Origin of the sequence: Streptomyces sp. NPDC058457 (genome assembly GCF_042720695.1) — a bacterium.
Lineage (GTDB): Bacteria > Actinomycetota > Actinomycetes > Streptomycetales > Streptomycetaceae > Streptomyces.
Window position 1 is genome coordinate 1 of record NZ_JBHXLU010000002.1, and the last position, 22,248, is coordinate 22,248.

The 22,248-nt window shown below is 69.6% G+C and carries 19 protein-coding genes; 17 read left to right on the forward strand and 2 right to left on the reverse strand.

Features of this window, described 5'->3' with window-relative positions; translation table 11 throughout:
* Positions 1-324 precede the first annotated feature (324 nt).
* The 8 genes from rplU (at position 325) to ACFWPS_RS01955 (ending at position 11,273) form a co-directional block, all read left to right on the forward strand.
* Positions 325-645, forward strand: a complete 321-nt coding sequence (gene rplU / locus ACFWPS_RS01920) for a 50S ribosomal protein L21 (protein WP_007381993.1) — start codon at positions 325-327, stop codon at positions 643-645.
* Between the two features lie 14 nt (positions 646-659).
* Complete coding sequence (rpmA, locus tag ACFWPS_RS01925) at positions 660-914, forward strand: 50S ribosomal protein L27 (protein WP_010041940.1); 255 nt, start codon at positions 660-662, stop codon at positions 912-914.
* 126 nt (positions 915-1,040) lie between these two features.
* Complete coding sequence (gene obgE, locus ACFWPS_RS01930; protein WP_383699820.1) at positions 1,041-2,480, forward strand: GTPase ObgE; 1,440 nt, start codon at positions 1,041-1,043, stop codon at positions 2,478-2,480.
* A 297-nt stretch (positions 2,481-2,777) separates the two neighbouring features.
* A complete protein-coding gene (locus ACFWPS_RS01935; RefSeq protein ID WP_383699822.1) occupies positions 2,778-4,328 on the forward strand; it encodes an alkaline phosphatase D family protein in 1,551 nt (516 codons plus the stop codon).
* A gap of 114 nt (positions 4,329-4,442) precedes the next feature.
* A complete protein-coding gene (locus ACFWPS_RS01940; RefSeq protein WP_383699824.1) occupies positions 4,443-5,672 on the forward strand; it encodes a hypothetical protein in 1,230 nt (409 codons plus the stop codon).
* Positions 5,673-5,960: 288 nt separating this feature from the next.
* Positions 5,961-7,460, forward strand: coding sequence for a D-ribitol-5-phosphate cytidylyltransferase (locus tag ACFWPS_RS01945; RefSeq protein ID WP_383699826.1), 1,500 nt, complete (start codon positions 5,961-5,963; stop codon positions 7,458-7,460).
* 155 nt (positions 7,461-7,615) lie between these two features.
* The gene (locus ACFWPS_RS01950; RefSeq protein ID WP_383699828.1) at positions 7,616-9,730 is read left to right on the forward strand and encodes a hypothetical protein; all 2,115 of its coding nucleotides are present in this window, start codon (positions 7,616-7,618) and stop codon (positions 9,728-9,730) included.
* 382 nt (positions 9,731-10,112) lie between these two features.
* Positions 10,113-11,273 (forward strand): glycosyltransferase family 2 protein, encoded by a 1,161-nt coding sequence (locus ACFWPS_RS01955; protein ID WP_383700416.1) that lies wholly within the window; start codon positions 10,113-10,115, stop codon positions 11,271-11,273.
* 15 nt (positions 11,274-11,288) lie between these two features.
* Here ACFWPS_RS01955 and ACFWPS_RS01960 read toward each other — a convergent pair whose 3' ends face one another.
* Positions 11,289-12,689: a polysaccharide pyruvyl transferase family protein gene (locus tag ACFWPS_RS01960; protein WP_383699830.1), complete on the reverse strand. Its 1,401-nt coding sequence runs from the start codon at positions 12,687-12,689 to the stop codon at positions 11,289-11,291.
* A gap of 224 nt (positions 12,690-12,913) precedes the next feature.
* Here ACFWPS_RS01960 and proB point away from each other — a divergent pair, with 224 nt between their 5' ends.
* The 5 genes from proB to ACFWPS_RS01985 all read left to right on the forward strand — a co-directional run bounded on the left by proB (position 12,914) and on the right by ACFWPS_RS01985 (position 17,921).
* Positions 12,914-14,041: a glutamate 5-kinase gene (gene proB / locus ACFWPS_RS01965; protein WP_383699832.1), complete on the forward strand. Its 1,128-nt coding sequence runs from the start codon at positions 12,914-12,916 to the stop codon at positions 14,039-14,041.
* Positions 14,042-14,164: 123 nt separating this feature from the next.
* Positions 14,165-14,593 carry a hypothetical protein gene (locus ACFWPS_RS01970; RefSeq protein ID WP_046733220.1) on the forward strand — a complete coding sequence of 143 codons (429 nt, stop codon included), beginning with the start codon at positions 14,165-14,167 and terminating at the stop codon, positions 14,591-14,593.
* A gap of 112 nt (positions 14,594-14,705) precedes the next feature.
* Positions 14,706-15,992: a glutamate-5-semialdehyde dehydrogenase gene (locus ACFWPS_RS01975; protein WP_383699834.1), complete on the forward strand. Its 1,287-nt coding sequence runs from the start codon at positions 14,706-14,708 to the stop codon at positions 15,990-15,992.
* A gap of 179 nt (positions 15,993-16,171) precedes the next feature.
* The gene (locus tag ACFWPS_RS01980) at positions 16,172-16,750 is read left to right on the forward strand and encodes a hypothetical protein (protein WP_383699836.1); all 579 of its coding nucleotides are present in this window, start codon (positions 16,172-16,174) and stop codon (positions 16,748-16,750) included.
* 100 nt (positions 16,751-16,850) lie between these two features.
* Entirely contained in the window at positions 16,851-17,921 is a 1,071-nt protein-coding gene (locus ACFWPS_RS01985; protein ID WP_383699838.1) for a hypothetical protein, read from the forward strand.
* Positions 17,922-18,006: 85 nt separating this feature from the next.
* Here the strand turns inward: ACFWPS_RS01985 and ACFWPS_RS01990 are convergent, their stop codons facing one another.
* Entirely contained in the window at positions 18,007-19,107 is a 1,101-nt protein-coding gene (locus tag ACFWPS_RS01990; RefSeq protein ID WP_383699840.1) for a M48 family metallopeptidase, read from the reverse strand.
* Between the two features lie 100 nt (positions 19,108-19,207).
* Here ACFWPS_RS01990 and ACFWPS_RS01995 point away from each other — a divergent pair, with 100 nt between their 5' ends.
* The 4 genes from ACFWPS_RS01995 to ACFWPS_RS02010 all read left to right on the forward strand — a co-directional run bounded on the left by ACFWPS_RS01995 (position 19,208) and on the right by ACFWPS_RS02010 (position 22,247).
* Complete coding sequence (locus ACFWPS_RS01995; RefSeq protein WP_217549548.1) at positions 19,208-19,369, forward strand: hypothetical protein; 162 nt, start codon at positions 19,208-19,210, stop codon at positions 19,367-19,369.
* A 209-nt stretch (positions 19,370-19,578) separates the two neighbouring features.
* Positions 19,579-19,746, forward strand: coding sequence for a hypothetical protein (locus tag ACFWPS_RS02000; protein ID WP_167450157.1), 168 nt, complete (start codon positions 19,579-19,581; stop codon positions 19,744-19,746).
* Positions 19,747-19,831: 85 nt separating this feature from the next.
* On the forward strand, positions 19,832-20,515 hold the full coding sequence (gene nadD, locus ACFWPS_RS02005) for a nicotinate-nucleotide adenylyltransferase (RefSeq protein WP_383699842.1): 684 nt from the start codon (positions 19,832-19,834) through the stop codon (positions 20,513-20,515).
* Positions 20,516-20,531: 16 nt separating this feature from the next.
* Positions 20,532-22,247 (forward strand): LCP family protein, encoded by a 1,716-nt coding sequence (locus ACFWPS_RS02010; protein WP_383699844.1) that lies wholly within the window; start codon positions 20,532-20,534, stop codon positions 22,245-22,247.
* The last annotated feature ends 1 nt before the right edge of the window (position 22,248 follow it).

Sequence of the window (22,248 nt, forward strand, 5' to 3'; positions counted from 1 at the left end):
ACCTCCACGGCTAACCACCCAACCCCGGCCGCCCCCCCCTCAGAGGAGGGGTGACGCCGGGGCGGGGGGCCGGACCTCGGTCCCGCCCCCCCGCCTATCGGGCCCCGGTCCGAGTGACCGGTCCCACACACCCCGGGGCCCGGTTTGACCCCCTCGGCCACCGCCCCGTAACCTTGACCGTCGGCGTGTCCATGGATATGAGGACGCGCCACATCCCCGTAAACCTCTTCCTCGGGAGCACACGGTGTTCCGGAGAGGCCGCCTGCGTTCGTCGGGCGGCTGGACTGCGGGGGTGCCGTTCCCGAGCGAGAGAGTGAGATCCGCGTGTACGCCATCGTGCGCAGCGGTGGTCGCCAGCACAAGGTTGCTGTCGGCGACATCGTTGAGGTTGACAAGATTTCCACTGCCAAGGTTGGCGACACGGTCGAGCTCTCGACCCTGCTCGTTGTCGACGGCGACGCTGTGACCAGCGACCCGTGGGTCCTGGCCGGCATCAAGGTCCAGGCCGAGGTCGTGGACCACCACAAGGGCGTCAAGATCGACATCCTTCGCTACAAGAACAAGACCGGCTACCGCCGTCGTCAGGGCCACCGCCAGCAGTACACGGCGATCAAGGTCACTGAGATCCCCGCGGCTGCGAAGTAAGGGACTGAGGAGAGATGGCACACAAGAAGGGCGCATCGTCCACCCGTAACGGTCGTGACTCCAACGCTCAGCGCCTCGGCGTGAAGCGCTTCGGCGGTCAGGTCGTCAACGCGGGCGAGATCCTGGTCCGCCAGCGTGGCACCCACTTCCACCCGGGTGCGGGCGTCGGCCGCGGCGGCGACGACACGCTGTTCGCGCTGCAGGCCGGTTCGGTGCAGTTCGGCACCCACCGTGGCCGCAAGGTCGTGAACATCGTCCCGGTCGCCTGAGCCTGAGTTTCAAGGCCCAGACCGAACGATTCGCGAGGCGGACCTCACTTCCCGATCGGGAAGGCGGGTCCGCCTTTCGCGTGTTGACATAGGTATTACCCCGTAAGTATCTGGAGGCACTGCACCATGACCACCTTCGTGGACCGCGTCGAGCTGCACATCGCCGCGGGTAACGGAGGCCACGGCTGCGCCTCCGTACACCGGGAGAAGTTCAAGCCGCTCGGCGGCCCCGACGGCGGCAACGGCGGCCGTGGCGGCGACGTCACCCTGACCGTCGACCAGTCCGTGACGACTCTGCTCGACTACCACCACTCCCCGCACCGCAAGGCCACCAACGGCAAGCCCGGCGAGGGCGGCAACCGGGCCGGCAAGGACGGCCAGGACCTGGTCCTGCCGGTGCCCGACGGCACCGTGGTGCTGGACAAGGACGGCAACGTCCTCGCCGACCTCGTCGGCCACGGCACCTCCTACGTCGCCGCCCAGGGCGGCCGCGGCGGCCTCGGCAACGCGGCCCTCGCCAGCGCCCGCCGCAAGGCCCCCGGCTTCGCGCTGCTCGGCGTGCCCGGCGACCTCCAGGACATCGTGCTGGAGCTGAAGACCGTCGCCGACGTGGCCCTGGTCGGCTACCCGAGCGCAGGCAAGTCCTCGCTGATCTCGGTGCTGTCGGCCGCCAAGCCGAAGATCGCCGACTACCCGTTCACCACCCTGGTCCCCAACCTCGGCGTGGTGACCGCCGGTTCCACCGTCTACACCATCGCCGACGTCCCCGGACTCATCCCCGGCGCCAGCCAGGGCAGGGGCCTCGGCCTGGAGTTCCTGCGCCACGTCGAGCGGTGCAGCGTCCTCGTCCACGTCCTCGACACCGCCACCCTGGAGTCCGAGCGCGACCCCGTCTCCGACCTCGACATCATCGAGGAGGAGCTCAAGCAGTACGGCGGCCTCGGCGACCGGCCCCGGATCGTCGTCCTCAACAAGATCGACGTCCCCGACGGCAAGGACCTCGCCGAGATGGTCCGCCCCGACCTGGAGGCCCGCGGCTACCGCGTCTTCGAGGTGTCCGCAGTCGCCCACCTGGGGCTGCGCGAGCTGACCTTCGCGCTAGGCGACCTGGTCGCCCAGGCCCGCGCGGCCAAGCCCAAGGAGGAGGCGACCCGGATCGTCATCCGGCCCAAGGCCGTGGACGACGCCGGCTTCACCGTCACCCCGGAGGACGACGGGCTTTACCGGGTGCGCGGCGAGAAGCCGGAACGCTGGGTCCGCCAGACCGACTTCAACAACGACGAGGCCGTCGGCTACCTCGCCGACCGCCTCAACCGGCTCGGCGTGGAGCAGGAGCTGATGAAGGCGGGTGCCCGCTCGGGCGACGGCGTCGCCATCGGCCCCGAGGACAACGCCGTCGTCTTCGACTGGGAGCCGACCATGATGTCCGGCGCCGAGATGCTCGGCCGGCGCGGCGAGGACCACCGCTTCGAGGAGCAGCGGCCCGCCGTGCAGCGCCGCCGCGACCGGGATGCGGAACGCGACGAGTCCCTTCGGGAGTACGGCGACTTCGACCCGTTCGAGTAGCAAGGCCGGTAGGGCAGGTAGGGCCGGTAGGGCCCGTATGGCTGCCGGCTTCCCCGGTCCCCGGGGGCGCCGATCTGCCGTCAGACCCGTCAGACCCGTCAGACCTGTAGACCCGTAGATCTGTAGACCTGTCAGGCCCGTTACGGCCGGGACCCGTTCCCGGCCGTAACGGGTTTTCTGTTGTCTGCCTATTTGTCATGCGCACGCCTGCCCGTGTTCGGCGGACGGACCGTCCGGCCGTGGGAGCTTCCGAAAGCCAGACCGTCCAAGAGGCCACTGTGGCAAGGGAGTCCGCGCATGACCGGAGCACCATCGCCCGACCGCCGCCGCTTTCTGACCGCCGGCGCAGCCGTCCTCGGAGCCGCCACGTCCGCCCAGCTCTGGCTGCCGTCCGTCGCCCGGGCCGCCGAAACCCCGCTGCCCGACGGAGTGTTCGGTCTCGGTATCGCCTCCGGCGACCCGCTGCCCGACGGCATCGTGCTCTGGACGCGGCTCGCCCCCGATCCCCTGAACGGCGGCGGCATGCCGGACGAGATCGTCCCCGTCGAGTGGGAGATCGCCGAGGACGAGCGCCTCCGCAAGGTCGTCCGCCGCGGCACCGCCCACGCCCGGCCCGAGTACGGGCACAGCGTTCACGTGGACGTACGAGGACTGCGCCCCGGCCGCTCCTACTGGTACCGCTTCCGCGCCGGCGGCCGGATCTCCCCGACCGGCCGCACCCGCACCGCCCCCCACCCGCACCGCAAGGGCGGCACCCTGCGCGTGGCCCTCGCCTCCTGCCAGAACTGGCAGCACGGCTACTTCACCCCGTACGCCGACATGCTCGCCCAGGACCCCGACATCGTCCTCTTCGTCGGCGACTACATCTACGAGTCCACCCCGTCCTCCGCGGGACCCCGCCGCCACGAGGGCACCGGAGAGCCGTACACCCTGGTGCAGTACCGCAACCGCTACGCCCAGTACCGCAGCGACCCCGACCTCGCCGCCATGCACGCGAACGCGCCCTGGGTGGTCACCTTCGACGACCACGAGGTCGACAACGACTGGGCCGGCGAGATCCCCCAGGACCCCGGCAAGCAGTCCCACGACGCGTTCGTCGCCCGGCTCACCGCCGCCTTCCAGGCCTACTACGAGCACATGCCGGTCCGGGCCACCGCGATCCCGGACGGGCCGCACATCCAGATGTACCGCCGCCTGGAGTTCGGCCGCCTCGCCCGGCTCAACGTCCTCGACACCCGCCAGTTCCGCAGCGACCAGGTCACCAGCCAGGCGGCCGCGGAGGATCCCTCGCTCACCATGCTCGGCGCCGAACAGAAGCAGTGGCTGCTCGACGGACTGCGCGACTTGCCGGCCCGCTGGAACCTGATCGCCTCACAGATCATGATGGCCGAGACCGACATCCTGCCCGGCGACGGAAAACTCTGGTATTACGACGCCTGGGACGGCTACCAGGTCGAACGCAATGCCCTGCTCGACGAGTTCGCCTCCGTTCGCAACCCCGTCGTGCTCAGCGGCGACCGTCATCTCACCATGATCAGCGACTTGAAGAAGGACTTCGCGGACCCGTCGTCGGGCGTCGTCGGCGCCGAGTTCGTCGGCACCTCCATCTCCAGCAACGGCGACCAGGACCAGGCCGCCTTCCACTCCCAGTGGGACCCGCTGAAGGCCGACAACCCGCACTGGAAGGTCATCGACGCCCACCGCGGATACCACCTGTTCGACATCCGCCGCGACGGCATCGACGCGCGCGTGCGAGTCGTCGACACCGTCGTCAGCCCACAGGCCACCGCGAGTACGCTCGCCACCCTGCGGGTCGAGACGGATGAACCGGGCGTACAGGTCGTCTGACGTACGAACCGGGCGCGCCGAACGTCAAGTCTTTGTAACAGGAGCCTGGGACTCATCTGTGTCCCAGGCTCCTCTCAGGTGAACCCAAGGTAAACGTCTTACCTTCTGTTAACCATGGAGACGGACTGTACGAGAGGCGAAGCCCCGGTGAACAACGCCCCCATAGGCCCCGTGAGCCCCACTGGTCCCCTGGCCGCCCTGCCTGCCGGTACCCGCCTGCTGCACATCGGCCCGCACAAAACGGGGACCACGGCCATCCAGGGCGCCCTGTTCGCCGCGAAGGACAAGCTGCCCGAACACTGTGTGGAGTTCCCGGCGACCACCCGGCACCCGATGGAGGCCGCCCTCGCCGCCTGCGCCCGGCCCGCGATGATGGGCGACACCGTGCCCACCGAGAAGCACTGGACGCGGCTGCTCAAGCAGATCGAGGCCACCGGCTCCCGCACCTCGGTGATCAGCAGCGAGTTCTTCGCCGACGCCCCCGACGACGAGACCGTCGCCCGCATCGTCGAACAGCTCGGCGGCGAACGCGTCCACGTCCTCGTCACCCTCCGCCCCCTCGCCAGGATCATGCCCTCGCAGTGGCAGCAGTACGTGCAGAACGGACTGCGCATGGGCTACGAGGAATGGCTGGAGCACATGCTCCGCAAGGCCCCCTACGAGAAGCCCAACCCCAGCTTCTGGCGCCGGCACCGGCATGACCGGCTCGTCGAACGCTGGATCCGCGCGGTCGGCGCCGACCGGATCACCGTCGTCGTGGTCGACGACCGGGACCGCGACGGCCTGATGCGCACCTTCGAAGCCCTCCTCGGACTTCCCGAAAAACTCCTCCAGCCCGTCCCGGACGCGGCGAACCGCTCCCTCACCCTCGCCGAGACCGAAATGCTGCGAAATCTCAACGTGGAATTCCGTGGTAATGGACTCCCCGACGAGCTGTATTCCAAGCTCGTCCGCAACGGCGCCGTCATGCATATGAAGAACTCGTGCAGCCCCACCGCCGCCGACGTGAAGATCTCCACCCCCGACTGGGCCGTCGAGGCCGCCGGGCGCATCGGTGCCGAGATCGTGGAACGCATCGGCGCCATGGGTGTCCGCATCATCGGCGACCCCGCCCTCCTCCACGCCCTGCCCGCCATCCCCGCACAGCCGGGACCGCCCGCCGCCGAGGCCCGCATCGCCCCGGAGGTCGCCGCCCAGGCGCTCTACGGCGCGCTCGCCGCGGCGGCCTCGGCACCGGTGCGCCACACCGCCGAGCCGAAGTCCCGCACCGTGCACCAGACGTCGTCCAAGGAGCTCGTACGGGTCCTGGGCCACCGATGTCTGAAGAAGCTGCGACGGCGGTGAGGTGCGGGAGGGGGGACGGCTCAGCCCGGCTAGGGCGTCCCTGTAGCACGGCGTAGCGCTGCTGAGACGTGCATCGCGTCACGCACAGCAATCGGAATGCGCTGTGTAGTTACTCACAGCAAATTCACGGAACTCTTCCAGCGGTCCGGCGGGCGACGCCCATCACCAGCGGTGCAAGGTGAATGAAAGGTTGCGGGCACATATGCAGTGGACGGCGCTCACCTTGCACAGCGGTTACCAGAAGTGGGACCATTTCCTGGTTCCCTGATGCCCCAAGGTAGGTCACCTGTGTCCCAGCACATAGCCAAGCCCCGAACCACCGCAGTGATCCTGGCCGGTGGCACCGGCCAGCGGGTGGGTCTGTCGATCCCCAAGCAGCTGCTGAAGATCGCCGGCAAGGCCGTCATCGAGCACACCCTGGCCACCTTCGAGAAGGCCGACTCGATCGACGACATCATCGTGCTGATGACACCGGGCTACGTCGCGGACGTCGAGAAGATCGTCGCCAAGGCCGGGTTCACCAAGGTCAAGAAGGTCATCGAGGGCGGCAGCACGCGGAACGAGACCACCGAGCGCGCCATCGAGGCCCTCGGCGAGGGCCTGGCCGATGGTGAGGACCTCAACGTCCTCTTCCACGACGCCGTACGCCCCCTGCTGTCGCAGCGCGTCATCGACGACTGCGTGATCGCGCTGGAGCGCTACCAGGCCGTCGACGTCGCCATCCCGTCCGCCGACACCATCATCGTCACCCGCACCCACGGCGGGGACGGCGAGTTCATCACCGAGATCCCGGACCGCTCCAGGCTGCGCCGCGGCCAGACCCCGCAGGCGTTCAAGCTGTCCACGATCAAGCGGGCCTACGCGGTCGCCGACGGCGACCCCAACTTCCAGGCCACCGACGACTGCTCCGTCGTCCTCAAGTACCTGCCGGACGTGCCGATCCACGTCGTGGCCGGCGACGAGTACAACATGAAGGTCACCCAGCCCGTCGACGTCTTCATCGCCGACAAGCTCTTCCAGCTCGCCTCCAGCGCCGCCCCCGAGCAGAAGAGCGAGGACGCCTACCGCGAGCTCCTCACCGGCAAGACCGCGGTGATCTTCGGCGGTTCGTACGGCATCGGCAAGGACATCGCCGAACTCGCCGAGTCCTACGGCGCCAACGTCTACGCCCTCGGCCGCTCCACCACCGGCACCCACGTGGAGAACCCGGAGGAGGTCGACGACGCCCTCTCCAAGGCGTACGCCGAGACCGGCCGCATCGACTACGTCGTCAACACCGCGGGCGTGCTGCGCATCGGCAAGCTCGCCGAGACCGACAACGCCACCATCGAAGAGGCGCTGAAGGTCAACTACCTGGCCCCGGTGCAGATCGCCCGTTCGAGCTACAAGTACCTCGCCGAGACCCAGGGCCAGCTGCTGCTCTACACCTCCAGCAGCTACACCCGCGGCCGCGCCGAGTACAGCCTCTACTCCTCGACCAAGGCCGCCATGGTGAACCTCACCCAGGCCCTGTCCGACGAGTGGGCCGGCGACGCCGTCCGCGTCAACTGCATCAACCCGGAGCGCACCGCCACCCCGATGCGCACCAAGGCGTTCGGCCAGGAACCCTCGGGCTCGCTGCTCTCCTCCGAGGCCGTCGCCCGCACCTCCCTCGACGTGCTGCTCTCCGAACTCACCGGCCATGTCATCGACGTCCGCCAGCAGGACCCGACGGCGGCCGCCGGCCAGGCCTCCGGCTTCGAGCAGGCCTTGGCCAGTGTCCTGGACCGTCAGGACGGCGTGGCATAATCGACAGCCATTAGTCATCTGTAATTCAGGCCTCTGTGGTTGCGCGCGTTCGCTGAGCATTCACAGGGGCCTGAACCCGTAAAAACCCAGATCGACCACCTCCCAGATCGTCCGCAAGGTCAAATTCAGGCCTTTTTGTCAGCAAAAGGTTCTCCGTGATATCCACAGCTATTCGCGTCGCCCGGGTGGGCAGCGCGGCCGAGCTGGCCGCGGCGGCACTCATGGTGCTGGGCTTCCCGGTCCTCATGGTCGCCGCGCTCGTCCCGAGCGTTTACGCCTTCGCGGCCGCGGCCGCCGTCACGTACCTGGCGGACCACTACCTGCACCGCAAGGGCAGCTACCTCATCAACCGCCTGAGCAAGGTCCGGGCCGGTCTGTCGATCCGCTTCCTGATCCGGCAGCTGCTGCTGATCCTGCTGCTGGCCCGGATGGACCTCTCGAACGGTCTGGTCTTCTACGGTGCGATCGCCTGCTTCATCGCCTTCTACGGCCTGCAGGCCCCGCACGGCGCACTGGTCACCCTGATCCGCAACCGCCGCCGGATGCCGGTCGCCACCCGCAACGTCGACCTGCAGTCCCGCATCCGCATCCCGGACGCCCCGCCGCGCGGCCTGCTCGACCGCTCCGCCGAGAAGATGCTCCACCTCGACCTCGCGGCCGTCGTCGGCCTGCTGATCTCGGCGATGACGGACAACGTGGTCGCCGGCTTCGTCGGTGTCGGGATCACCCTCGCCCTGGGCTGCCTGTACGTACTGGTACTGATGCCGTACGTACGCGGCCGCAAGACCCCGCCCGGCGCCGACACGGTGCTGGCCGCCGTCGACGACTGGCTGGCCGAGTACCGGCCCGGGACCGTGCTGTACTTCTCCGGCTCCAAGGACTCCGCATACCAGGTCAACATGTGGCTGGAGACCATGGAACAGCTGGAGTCCCGCCCGCTGATCCTGCTGCGCGAGCGGGTCATCCTACAGAGCCTCGCCCCGACGACCGTCCCCGTCATCTGCGTGCCCGGCGGCGTGCACCTGATGAACATGGACCTCTCCACGGTCCGCGTCGCCCTCTACGCGGCCAACGTCGGCAAGAACATCCACCTGCTGCGCGTCCCCACGATGAAGCACGTCTTCATCGGCCACGGCGACAGCGACAAGCTGGCCAGCGTCAACCCGTTCAGCAAGGTGTACGACGAGGTGTGGACCGCGGGCCGCGCGGGCCGCGACCGCTACGCCATCGCCGACGTCGGCGTCCGCGACGACGACATCGTCGAGGTCGGCCGACCCCAGCTGGCCCCCATCCAGAGCTGGCAGGGCGTCCCCGACGGCCGTATCCCCACCGTGCTCTACGCGCCCACCTGGGAAGGCTGGGACGGCGACCCCGGCAACACCTCGCTCGTTCTCGCCGGCGAGAACATCGTGAAGAAGCTGGTCAAGGCCGACCCGCCGGTCCGCGTCCTGTACAAGCCGCACCCCTTCACCGGCACCGTCAGCCCCGAGGCCGGCGCCGCCCACCGGCGCGTCACCGCCCTCGTGGAGAAGGCCGCCGCCGCCCGTGCCACCGATGCCCGCTTCACCGCCGACACGGCCGCCCAGACGGCGGCGAAGGCCGAACTGACCCGCATCGAGACCCGTCTGACCGAGCTGGCCGGCACCGGCGACGACAAGCGCGACGAGGCCGAGGCCAGCCGGGACGACGTCGTCGACCTGAAGAAGCACGAGGAGATCGCCCGGCTGCGCGCCGACTGGGACGACTTCTACTGGCAGGCCCTGCCGTCGTACCAGCACGCCGTCATCACGGGCGCCGAACCCCGCCTGTACGACTGCTTCAACGTCTCCGACGCGATGGTCTCCGACATCTCCAGCGTGGTCTCCGACTTCATCGCGAGCGGCAAGCCGTACGCCGTCACCGACTCCGCGGGCGTCGGCGTGGAGGAGTTCAAGCGGGCGAACACCGCCGTGCGCGCCGCTGTGATCCTCTCCAACAGCGCCAAGGAACTCGGCGGTCTCCTGGACGCCGTACGCGACCCGTCGGCCGATCCGCTGGCCGCGGACCGGGACGAGCTCAAGCACTACCTGCTCGGGCCGGACGAGCCGACCTCCATCGAGCAGTTCAACGGCGCGGCGGCCGCGCTCGCCCGCAAGGCCGAGACCCGCAACCTGGGCCAGGAGGCCCGGATCGCGGCCGGTGACCCCGAGGCGGCCGAACTCGCCGAGGCGCTGCCCGGTGGCAAGCCGCGGACGACCGCCGGCGAGGCGGAGGGCGCGACCGCCGGCTGACACCCGCGAAGACCGCGAACGGGCCCGGTCCCGGGGATCTCCCCGGGACCGGGCCCGTTCCGGTTGCGCCGATGCGATGCGTTCTCTTACCACTGCTTAGTAATGCGCGGATTTCTTCTTACCGATGCTTCGTCGTTCGAGTTGAGTAGCTCTTACCGTGCGCCCGTACTGTCCGGTGTAACCCGCTGTACACCACCAGGCAGTCCGCTCTTCATGTGAGCTGGGCCACTGAGTGTGTACTCCAAGGCAACCTGTTGCGCCGATCGGTCATCTAAGACGTTGCGTTCGAGGTGACACAGGGGGAACGCATCATTGACTAGGGGGAAACGTGACCGTCGTTGCGCAGCCTGATGTGACCGTGATCATCGGGGCGTACGAAGCGATGCCGTACCTGGTCGAATGTCTGGCCTCCGTCGAGCAGCAGACCCTCGACCCGGCCCGCATGGAGGTCATCGCCGTCGACGACGGCTCCACCGACGGCACGGGGGAGTGTCTGGAGGGGTTCGCGGCCCGTGCCGCCATGCCGGTGACCGTGATCCGCCAGGAGAACTCCGGCGGCCCCAGCGGCCCGCGCAACGTCGGCCTCGCCAAGGCCGCCGGCCGCTACGTGTTCTTCCTGGACGCCGACGACCGGCTCGGTCCCGAGGCGCTGGAACGCATGGTCGCGATGGCCGACAAGAACAGAACCGACGTCGTCCTCGGCAAGGTCGAGGGGATCAACCGCAAGGCACCACAGTCGATGTGGGGCGAGACCCTCGGCCGTACCGACGTCTTCTCCTCCAACATCAAGTTCGCGCTCAGTGCCCAGAAACTCTTCCGCCGCGCGCTGCTGGAACGGCACAGCATGCGGTTCGACGAGTCCCTGTGGACCGGCGAGGACGCGCTGTTCACCATGGAGGCCTATCTGCGCGCCGACGGCGTCTCCGTGATCGCCGACTACCCCTGCTACTACCTCGTCGGCCGCGAGGACGGCAAACACGTCACCAAGAGCGGCAGCTACACCCTCCGTTTCGACTCCGCGCGCGCCCTGATCAACCTGATCGCCGAGATGGTCCCGGCGGGGCCGCGGCGCGACAGCCTCATGGTCCGGCCGTTCAAGGTCACGGTGCTCCCGCAGTTCGGCCCCAAGTTCCTCAAGGACACCGACCAGGTACGGCAGCACAAACTGGAGCTCGTCAAGCCGCTGATGGACGCCCACTGGAACCCCGAGGTGGCCCGCCGCCTCAAGGTCCACGAGCGGCTCCAGCTGCACCTGGTCGCCGTCCGGCGTACCGAGCTCCTCCCGGACGTCGTCGAGTTCGTACGGGCCAAGAAGAAGCCCACCCCGGTCCTGGAGAAGCGCGGCACCCGCGTCTACCTCGGCTACCCGCACTTCCGTTCCAAGACGGCCGGGCTCCCCGACTGGATCTATCTCGCCGAACCCCGCGAGGCCCGCGCCGTCAAGGGCTACCGCGAGGAGGCCGCCAACAACGTCCTGCGGCGCGCGCTGCGCAAGCTGCGGCGGTCGCTGCCGACCCGGGACGTGAAGGCGGCCACGGCCTGACCAGGCCCCGCGCGGTTATCCGCCCGACCCCAGCGCCCGGCGGATCGGCTTGCCCACGGCCCGCCGGGCCCGCCGGTACACCGAGGCCGACGGCGGCACGGCGGCCGTCTTGGCGGCGCGGGACCCGGCGCGCGCCAGTTCCTTCTCCAGCCGGGCGTTGTCCAGCGACAGTTCCTCGATACGGCTGTGCAGCCAGCCGAACCGCGAGGTGAGCGAGGCGACGTCCGCATCGTTCCAGGGGCGGATTCCCGCCGGGAACGCCAGCGTCCGCATCCGCTCCTCGAAGGCCGCTCCGCCGTCGCCGTGCGTGAAGGTGTTCTCCAGCCCGTTCCTGCCGAGGAACCCGGTGAACCGCTCGAAACGCTCCCGGTGACCGCCGACCAGCCCGCCGAAGTCGGCCTCCGCGTACAGCTTCGCCGGGTCCGCCGACTCGGGGTCCTTCACCGCCTGGTCCAGGCGCCGGTGCGGAATCTCGAAGTAACGGCAGAGTTCCAGCGTCCGCGAGTCACCGCACAGCACAGTGGCCGGCGTGCCGGCCAGCAGCGCCGCGATGTTGCCGTGGATGCGCGAACCGAAGGAGAAGTCGAAGGAGCGCAGATCGTCGATCCAGGTGAACGGGTCTACATAGACCCGCGCCTTGTCCTCGCGGAACATCGGATGGTCCGGGTGGGTCGGCATCGCGGTCACCGCGGCGTTGGGATCCGACAGGTCCCGCCAGTGCAACTGCCGTGCGTCACTGAGGTTCTGGCCGACGAAACGCAGATTCGGATAGCGCTCGTGGGTGCGCGTGATGATCCGGTCCAGGCCCTGCGCACGTACGGCACTGTGCGAGCCGTTGATCGCGATCCGCGATGCCGGCGTCAACTCCAGCGCCTTCTTGTGCACCGGGAGCTGTTCGCCGTACATGAACAGCGAGGGGCAGCCGATGACCTCGACGTCCTTGAAGCCCATGGCCTTCAGGTACTGCTCGGTGAACTCGCCCCGTACGCCGATCGACGCACTGCGCTCCAGTACCGCCGCGCAGAACTCCCGCACGGTCGGCTCAATCCGCTTGAGCCGTTCCGGGTTGTAGCTCACCCCGGTCTGCGCACCGACGCCGAGCACGACCACCGGTATGTCCAGCCTGGAGATCAGCCGGGTCATCCGCTTCAACGCGCTCTCGAAGGAGGGCCGGAAGGCGTTGGCGAGCGGGACGACGAAGGCGTCGTACTCCTCGTTGATGCGTGCGGCGGCGGAGGCCTCGGAGGGCATGCCGTTCGAGACGACCTCGGTGCCCGGCGTCTCGAGGATCTTGTGGGCGGCATCACTGAAGATCAGGTTGCCCGAGTTGGTGGCGATGACGTCCCGGTGCAGAGCCTCCTCGACCGTGACGACGTCGTAGGGGCTCTTCCCTGACCTGAGGAGGATGCGCTTCACGCTGCGAACTTTAGATGACACAAACTTCAAGTTAACTTTGCGTTTGCTTCAATTTCTATAAGCAGTCAGTGCAACCTTTTTGCCATAAGCGGGGCGTGGTCGACCGATCACTCGTCGTCTGCGGGTGTTGCGTCCGTCCCGATGTCCGGGGGCTGGACGGACGCGTCCCCCGCACATCCCCTTCGCGTAGATTGCTGCCACGCGCAAGGAAGTGGGGACAGGACGTGGCAAGGGCTAGGCAGGCCGTCGGCGAGGCCCGCAGGATCGTCGTCAAGGTGGGCTCCTCCTCGCTGACCACCGCCTCCGGCGGCCTGGACGCCGACCGTGTCGACGCGCTCGTCGACGTCCTCGCCAAGAGCCGCAGCGGCGGGGAGAAGGAGATCGTCCTGGTCTCCTCCGGTGCCATCGCCGCCGGACTCGCCCCGCTCGGCCTGCGCCGCCGTCCCCGGGACCTGGCCCGCCAGCAGGCCGCCGCCAGTGTCGGCCAGGGCCTGCTCGTCGCCCGCTACACCGCCTCCTTCGCCCGCTACGCCGTCCGCGTCGGACAGGTCCTGCTCACCTCTGACGACATGAGCCGCCGCGCCCACCACCGCAACGCCTCCCGCACGCTCGACAAGCTGCTCGCGATGGGCGCACTGCCGGTCGTCAACGAGAACGACACCGTCGCCACCGACGAGATCCGCTTCGGCGACAACGACCGCCTCGCCGCCCTCGTCGCCCACCTCGTCCACGCCGACCTGCTGGTCCTCCTCTCCGACATCGACGGCGTCTACGACGGCGACCCCGGCAGGCCCGGCACCTCCCGGATAGCGGAGGTGAAGGGACCCGAGGACCTCGCGGGCGTCGAGATCGGCAGCGCCGGGAAGGCCGGCGTCGGAACCGGCGGGATGGTCACCAAGGTGGAGGCCGCCCGGATCGCCGCCGCCGCGGGCATCCCGGTGGTCCTCACGAGCGCCGTGCACGCCGCCGACGCGCTCTCCGGCGGCGACACCGGCACCTACTTCCACCCCACCGGCAAACGATCCGCAGACCGCCTCCTGTGGCTCCAGCACGCCTCCACCCCGCAGGGTTCGCTCACCCTCGACGACGGCGCCGTCCGCGCGGTCGTCGAGGGCCGCAAGTCGCTGCTGCCGGCCGGGATCGCCGCCGTGGAGGGCGATTTCGCTGCCGGTGATCCGGTCGAACTGCGCGACACCGAAGGACGCGCGGTGGCCCGCGGGCTCGTCAGCTTCGACGCCAGGGAGATCCCCCAGCTGATCGGGCGTTCGACCAGGGAGCTGGCGCGCGAGCTGGGCCCGGCGTACGAACGCGAGGTCGTACACAGGGACGACCTGGTGATCCTGCACCCGTAAAACGGGGCGTAACGACGGACCCCGGTGGGGGACGTTCCGTAAAACCGCCACACGAACCCTTGCGGCCTGCTCAACTTTGTCTCAGGACCGCGTTCCGCACGAGCACAGCTGAAGGAGGCCGTCGTGAGACGAGTGCGCCCTGGGGCTGCGGCCTCCCGCGGTGCTCTGACGAGCGTCGCGGCCGGGGACACCTACGAGGAGCCGAAGGACCTGCCCCGCCTGTGGCATGTCACCCTCAGCGTCTGCGGTGCCGAGGTCCCCCTGCCGGAGCTGCGCCGCGGACTCGAACAACTGGCCCACGACCACCCCTTCCTCCTCACCAGCCGCTACGCCTGCGACCACGCCGAGATCCGCTACTGGGAAGAGGCCCGGGATCTCCACGACGCCGCCGCCGTCGCCCTGCGGCTGTGGGGCGAGCACCGCCAGACCGCCGGACTGCCGGCTTGGGAGATCGTCGGTCTTGAGGTCATCGACCGCGCCACCTACCACCAGCGGATCGCCGAGGGTTACGGCCCGCCGCCCGCGACACCGGTCGGCATCCACCCGTTCTGACGCCGCCCCTGGCGTCGCCTGTGACGCCGGCCGGTATTCACCCGTTTTGATCCACGTCTCGCGGTATGGGATGACGCGTGGACGGCCCGCCGGCGCGCACTACCCTTCCCTCATGACCACGCTCTCGCCGTACGACGCCATGTCCCCGGTCACCCAGGCCGCCTACCGTGCCAAGGCCGCCGCCGCCGACCTCGCGCCGCTGCCGCGTGCCGTGAAGGACGACGCGCTGCTCGCCGTCGCGGACGCCCTGGAGGTCCGCACGAGCGAGATCGTCGAGGCCAACGCCAAGGACATCGCCAAGGCCCGCGAGAACGGCACCAGTGAGGCGATCATCGACCGCCTCACCCTCACCCCGGAGCGGGTCCGCGCCATCGCCTCCGACGTCCGCGACGTGGCGAAGCTGCCCGACCCGGTCGGCGAGGTCGTCCGCGGCTCCACCCTCCCCAACGGCATCGACCTGCGCCAGGTCCGCGTCCCGCTCGGCGTCGTCGGCATCATCTACGAGGCCCGCCCGAACGTCACCGTCGACGCCGCCGCCCTCTGCCTGAAGTCCGGCAACGCGGTCCTGCTGCGCGGCTCCGCCTCCGCCTACGAGTCCAACACTGCCCTGGTCCGCGTCCTGCGTGACGCCGTCGGCGGTGCCGGGCTGCCCGCCGACGCCGTCCAGCTGGTGCCCGGCGAGGGCCGCGAGTCCGTCCACGAGCTGATGCGCGCCCGCGGCCTCGTCGACGTCCTCATCCCGCGCGGCGGCGCCTCCCTCATCCAGACCGTCGTCATGGAGTCCAAGGTCCCGGTCATCGAGACCGGCACCGGCAACTGCCACGTCTACGTCGACGCCCACGCCGACATCGACATGGCCATCGACATCCTCATCAACTCCAAGGCGCAGCGGGTCAGCGTCTGCAACGCCGCCGAGACCCTCCTCGTCCACCAGGACATCGCCCCCGAGTTCCTGCCGCGTGCCCTGGACGCCCTCGCCGAGGCCGGCGTCACCGTGCACGCCGACGAACGCGTCCTCGCCTACGCCGAGGACTCCAAGGCGACCGTTGTCGAGGCGGTCCCGGAGGACTGGGAGACCGAGTACCTGTCGTACGACATCGCCGCCGCCGTCGTCGACTCGCTCGACAAGGCCGTGGAACACATCCGGCTGTGGACCTCCGGGCACACCGAGGCCATCGTCACCACTTCCCAGCAGGCCGCCCGACGCTTCACCCAGCTGGTCGACTCCACCACCGTCGCCGTGAACGCCTCCACCCGCTTCACCGACGGCGGCCAGTTCGGCTTCGGAGCCGAGATCGGCATCTCCACCCAGAAGCTGCACGCCCGCGGCCCCATGGGCCTGCCGGAGCTGACCAGCACCAAGTACATCGTCACGGGCGACGGCCACATCCGCCGCTGACGCCCGTACGGCCGTACGGCGCCCTCATGGCGGCGAGGGCGTGCAGAAGGGCGTACCCACGCCGTACGGGCGCGCGGAAGGGCGTACGGGCCCCGGGGACGGCGTGAGAGGTGTCTCACCGGGCCTATGAATTTCCATACCGTCTGCCCAAATTGACCCCCCAGGTCTACTCTGGATCCGTGCCGGAGGACGTGGGGGGCACGCCGTTCCCTGACGGCTGGGAGCCCGACGACGACCATGACCACGGAATGTCGGACGAAGAGTTCGACGCCGTGGTCTTCGACGAGGCCTTCGTGAAGGCGGCCGTGGTTCACGAGCCGACCGCCGTCGAACGCCTCCTTGCAGCCGCCCAGGCCAGAGCCGAGGCCTCCGAGGCCGAGGCCCGCCGCGCCCATGCCAGAGGCGAGCGCTACGACGACCGCTACAGCCCGGACGGCACCGATCTCGGCGGCGAACTCGACGACCTGGACGACGCCGACGTGCTCGAAGACCGGTACGGCGCCGCCGGGACGTACGGCAAACACGTCCGCTGGCACCGTCCCGTCGCCTGGGTGCTCGCCCTCGTCATGGGCATCGGCATGGTCGCGCTCGCCTTCGCCGCGGTCTACCGCAGCGCCTCCTCGGGCGGCAGCCGCGACCAGGTGCCCAGGCCCCCCTCGACGGGCCAGGAGCAGGGCACCGCGGCGGCACCCTCCGTGTCCGCCGACTACTCCCAACCCGCCAAGCCGGCGGCCTCCGCGGTCCCCCGCACCCCCTGAGCGGCCTCGGCCGCCCCGGTGGCAGTTCTGGTGAGAACCTGTCAGAAGTTGTCGTGTAGCAGCGCGTTTACCTGAGGCTCCCGAGACCTACTCTGAAGGTATGGGCGGGCCAGGAGACCCACCTGAGGGGACACCCGAGGGCGGCCCCGTGGGTGGCGAGGACGAGTACCGATCCGTCGTCTTCGACGAATCGTTTGTTCGCGCTGCCCGCCTCCAGGAGTCCTCCGCACGCGAACGCATGACCGACCATGCGCCCGCCGTACGCCGTCGGCCGCCCCTGCGCCGTGGCCTCACCCGGCAGGCCCTGATCCTCGTCGTCCTGATCCTCGTCGCCTTCGGCACCGCGATCTACATGGGCGTCCGCCACCCCTACGGCACCGACGAGGCCCAGCAGCCCGTCGACCCCCTGCGCATGACCGTCATCCCGCTCTCCCCCCAGGGCAAGGTGCCCGGCGGCGCCGACGCCGAGGCCCTGTTCGCGCACAGCCCCGCCGCGCGGTACGAGGTCGGCGCCGAGGGGATACCGCTGCCGGCCGCCCGGAGCACCGCGCACTTCTCCGACAGCCAGGTGGTCACCGCCCTGACCACGGCCAAGGACTACCTCGTCCGCTCCTCGCTCTACCCCGAGGTCCTCGACAGCAGCGCGGTGCGGCCCGCGCGGGCGCTGCTCGACCCCGGTCAGCTCGACCAGTTCGACCAGAGCGTCGACCACCCCACGGCGGACGGCCGGCACGCCCCCACGGGATGGCTGGTCCGCTTCGACCCCACCCGCGCCGAGCTCGCCGACCCGAGGATCCGCGTCCAGGGCAACCTGCAGGCCACCGAGACCGACCCGGCCACCCTGGAGGTCACCGCCGACCACACCTTCGTCTACGCGCTGCGCCCCACCGGCGCCCCGGCCGGCGCCCAGGTCTCCCTGTTCACCGTCCGCCGCGAGCTGACCTTCCGCTTCGACCGCGACGACCTTCGTCTGCACCAGACCCAGCTGGTCGTCTCCTACATCCAGGCGGGCCCCCAGTCCTGCGCCGAGGACTCCGCCGACCACCTGCAACCCCTCCTGGCCGGCCAGACGGCCAAGGCGGGCGGCCCGGCGGGCACGAACCCGTTCGCCACGGACAGCGCCACCGCCCTGTGCGGGACGCTGGCCGCCGCGGCCGAGCCGAAGGTCTGAGCGGCCGGCCCCGAGGTCTCGGCGACCGAGTCGCAGGTCCCGGCGGAGCCCGGCCCGGCGGAGCCCGGCCCGGGTCCCGGGTCCGCTACTCCTCTTCGCCCTGCGAGGGAGTGTCCCGCGGCGGCGCGTCCTTCGACGGCGGTGCGCTCGTGAACCCGTCGAAGCCGCGCTTCACCCGGCCACCCAGGCCTCCCGCCCCGCCCGCGATGTCCGTGACCAGCTTCATCAGCGGGTCCTTGGAGCCCTTCACATCGTCGGCGTAACTCGCCGCGGACTCCTTGAACGAGTCGCCGACCGAGGTGTCCTTGTCCTCGGTGCGCCGCGGGTAGTGACCGTCCATGATCCGCTGGTGGTCGCGGGACTCGGCCCACTTCTTCAGCTCGGCCGCGCGGACCGTGGTGAAGGGGTGCGAGCGCGGCAGCACGTTCAGGATCTTCAGGACGGAGTCGCGCAGGTCGCCGCCCGCCTCGTACTCCTCGGCCTGCTTGAGGAACGCGTCCACGTTCATCTCGTGCAGGTGGTTGCCGCCCGCTATCTTCATCAGCCCGCGCATCGAGGCCCGCAGGTCCTGGCCCACCAGCAGCCCGGCCCGGTCGGCGGACAGCTCCGACTTGCGGAACCACTCCCGCAGGGCCGTCACGATCGCCAGGACGGCGAGGTTGCCCAGCGGGATCCAGGCGACCTTCAGCGCCAGGTTCGTCAGGAACAGCAGAATCGTGCGGTACACCGAGTGCCCGGACAGCGCGTGCCCCACCTCGTGGCCGACGGCCGCCCGCATCTCCTCCTCGTCGAGGAGCTCCACCAGTCCCGTGGTCACCACGATGATCGGCTCGTCCAGGCCGATGCACATCGCGTTCGGCTGCGGATCCTGCGTCACGTACATCGGCGGGACCTTCTCCAGGTCCAGGATGTAACAGGCGTCCCGCAGCATGTCGTTCAGGTGTGTGAACTGCTGGTCGGACACCCGGACCGAGTCGGACAGGAACAGCAGCCTGAGGCTCCGCTCCGGAAGCAGCCCGCTGAGCGCCTTGAAGACCGTGTCGAAGCCGCTCAGCCTGCGCAGCGCCACCAGCGCCGAACGGTCCGCCGGATGCTCGTACGCACGCGAGGAGATCCCCGGGAACCGCCTGCGCTGCCTGCTCGGCACGCGCTCGTGCCCGTTCTGCTCGTGGCCGTCGTCGGACATGTCATCCCCCAGGTGCGTGAGTGCCCACTGTGTGCCCCCGAAGCAGGGCCCAGCCTAGGCGGAGATACCGTGGACGGGCAGTACAGCCGAAGGAGTCCTCATGGAGCACCACCCCCCGGCCGCCTGGCTCACCCAGGCCGCGAGCGCCGCCCAGCACCAGGGCTCGGGCGATCTGCTCCGGGTCGTCATCGTCGTCATGTTCGTCGGCTGCGCACTGACCGCCTGGTTCCTGCTGCGCGGGTACAAACAGAAGGACGACTGAGCCGCCGGGATCGTTCCCCTGTCCGTTGTGAAGCACGAGGACGCACGAGGACGCGGGAGCTCGGGAGAACGCGGGAGCCGGGCCGGGCGTCGGCCGGGCGGCGCTCAGACGTCGGCCCAACGGAGGAGTCGGCGTGATCGCCGACGGGCCGCACGCTTACGATGAGCCGACATCTTTATCCCGTCCACACGCGATAGGTCCTGCCGCAGATGATGAATCTTCACAGCGCCGCTGCCCAGTTGGTCACCCTCGCCGCCGAGGGCGAGGAGCACGGCGGCAACCACAACAGCCTCAACCCGGCCGTCACCGGTGGCAGCGCCTTCGTCATCCTGCTGCTCCTGCTGTGGATCACCACCCGCTTCAACCGCGACCGCTGAGCCGGACGCCGAGCCCGGCACCGGACCGCCGGTTCACCGGTCCTCCGGGCGGGGCCCGCGGGCCGGGCCGGTAGGGTCTGCACGCATGGGAGAGCAGGACATGCCTACCGGTCCGGCGAATGACGAGGCCGACGACATGGTGACGACCCCGCGGTACACGCCGGCGGGCCCCGGGCACACCGGCAAACGCCGCCTCGGCGTCATGGGCGGAACGTTCGACCCGATCCACCACGGTCACCTCGTGGCGGCCAGCGAGGTCGCCGCCCAGTTCCACCTCGACGAGGTGGTCTTCGTGCCCACCGGGCAGCCGTGGCAGAAGACCGCCCGTGCCGTCTCACCGGCCGAGGACCGCTATCTGATGACGGTCATCGCGACCGCGGAGAACCCGCAGTTCTCCGTCAGCCGCATCGACATCGACCGCGGCGGTCCCACCTACACCGTGGACACCCTGCGCGACCTGCGGGCCCTCAACCCCGACACCGACCTGTTCTTCATCACCGGCGCCGACGCACTGGGCCAGATCCTCACCTGGCGGGACTCCGAGGAACTCTTCTCCCTGGCCCACTTCATCGGCTGCACCCGGCCCGGTCACCATCTGACCGACCGCGGTCTCCCCGAGGGTGGCGTCTCGCTGGTGGAGGTTCCCGCGCTCGCCATCTCCTCCACAGACTGCCGTGCGAGAGTCGCCAAGGGCGACCCCATCTGGTACATGGTGCCGGACGGAGTCGTGCGCTACATCGACAAGCGCGACCTGTACCGCGGCGAGTGAGCCGAGAGGGGCACCGGTGAACGACCGATACGACGCGGGCTACGGAAGCGACCAGTACGAACTCGTCGGCTACGACGAGTACGGACAGCCGGTGTACCGCCAGATCCCGGCGCAACAGCAGCAGACGTACGACCCGTACGCGAGCCAGGGCCAGGGGCAAGGGCAGAGCCAGGGCTACGGTTACGACCCCTACGCAGGCGGCGGGCAGCAGGCCGCGCCGTCCTACGACACCGGACAACAGCCGTCCGTCTACGACACCGGACAACAGCCGTCCATGCCACCCACGCCCGGGTACGACCCGTACGGCACCGGCGGCCAGACGGCCTACGACCCCTACGGGCAGGCGGCCACCAGCAGCCGGCAGCCCCGGGTCGCCGAGCAGACCGCGCACATCCCGCAGCAGGCCGGACCGGTCCGGGAACCCGCCGAACCCCGCCAGGAGGATGACGAACGGGACTACCACACCGGGCAGTTCGCGTTCGTCGAGCAGCCGGACGGTGACTCCGAGGACGTCATCGACTGGCTGAACTTCACCGAGAACCGCACCGAGCGCCGCGAGGAGGCCAAGCGCCGCGCCCGCAGCCGGATGATCGCCCTGGTCGTCGTCCTCGTCCTGGTCGCCGTCGGCGGCGTCGGCTACCTCTGGTACGCCGGAAAACTCCCCGGCGTGTCCTCCTCCGGCACCAAGGGCGGTACGACGACCTCCGCGGTCGCCCAGAAACGCGACGTGATCGTCCTCCACCTGCACAACACCGGCGGTGGCGGCACCTCGAGCGTGCTGCTCGTCGACAACACCACCACGAAGCAGGGCAGCACCGTCCTGCTGCCCAACTCCCTCGCCCTCACCGACGACGACGGCACCACCACGACCCTCGCCAAGTCCGTCGACGACGACGGCTCCTCCGGCACCCGCGACCAGCTCGACACCGTCCTCGGCACCAGCATCGAGGGCACCTGGCGCCTCGACACCCCCTACCTGCAGAACCTCGTCGAACTCGTCGGCAACATCGACATCGACACGAACGCCGACGTCCCCGACCCGGACGCCAAGAAGAAGGGCGAGGAGCCCCTCGTCAACAAGGGCAAGGACCAGACCCTCAGCGGCAAGGCCGCCGTCGCCTACGCCACCTACCGCGCCTCCGGCGAGGCCCAGAACGCCCAGCTGGAGCGGTTCGGCCAGGTCATGCAGGGTGTCCTGCGCAAGATGTCCTCCGACTCCTCCGCCGCGACGACCACCGTGCAGACCCTCGCGCAGATCCTCGACCCGTCCCTCACCGACAAGGATCTCGGCACCTTCCTCGCCAAGCTCGCCGACCTCGCCAAGGACGGCGACTACAAGACCGCCCTGCTGCCGGTGCAGAGCGACGGCACCCTCAGCGCCGAGACCAGCTCCAGCGTCGTCAAGGACATCCTCGGCGGCACCGCCAAGAGCCCCTCGGCCGGCTCCGCGGTCCGCGTCTCCGTCCAGAACGCCACCGGCGTCAAGGACGACACCGAGAAGGCCCGCGTGGTGCTCGTCAACGGCGGATACACCTTCCTGGAAGGCGGTACGGCCTCCGGCACCCAGGCCACCTCCAAGGTGCTGTACTCCGACGCCGCCGACAAGGAGAACGCCACCGAGGTCGCCAAGACCCTCGGCCTCGGCACCGGCGCCGTCCAGAAGGGCACGGTCGGCTCGGGCGCCGACGTCTCGGTCGTCCTCGGCCAGGACTACAAGCCGTCCTCCTCCTGAG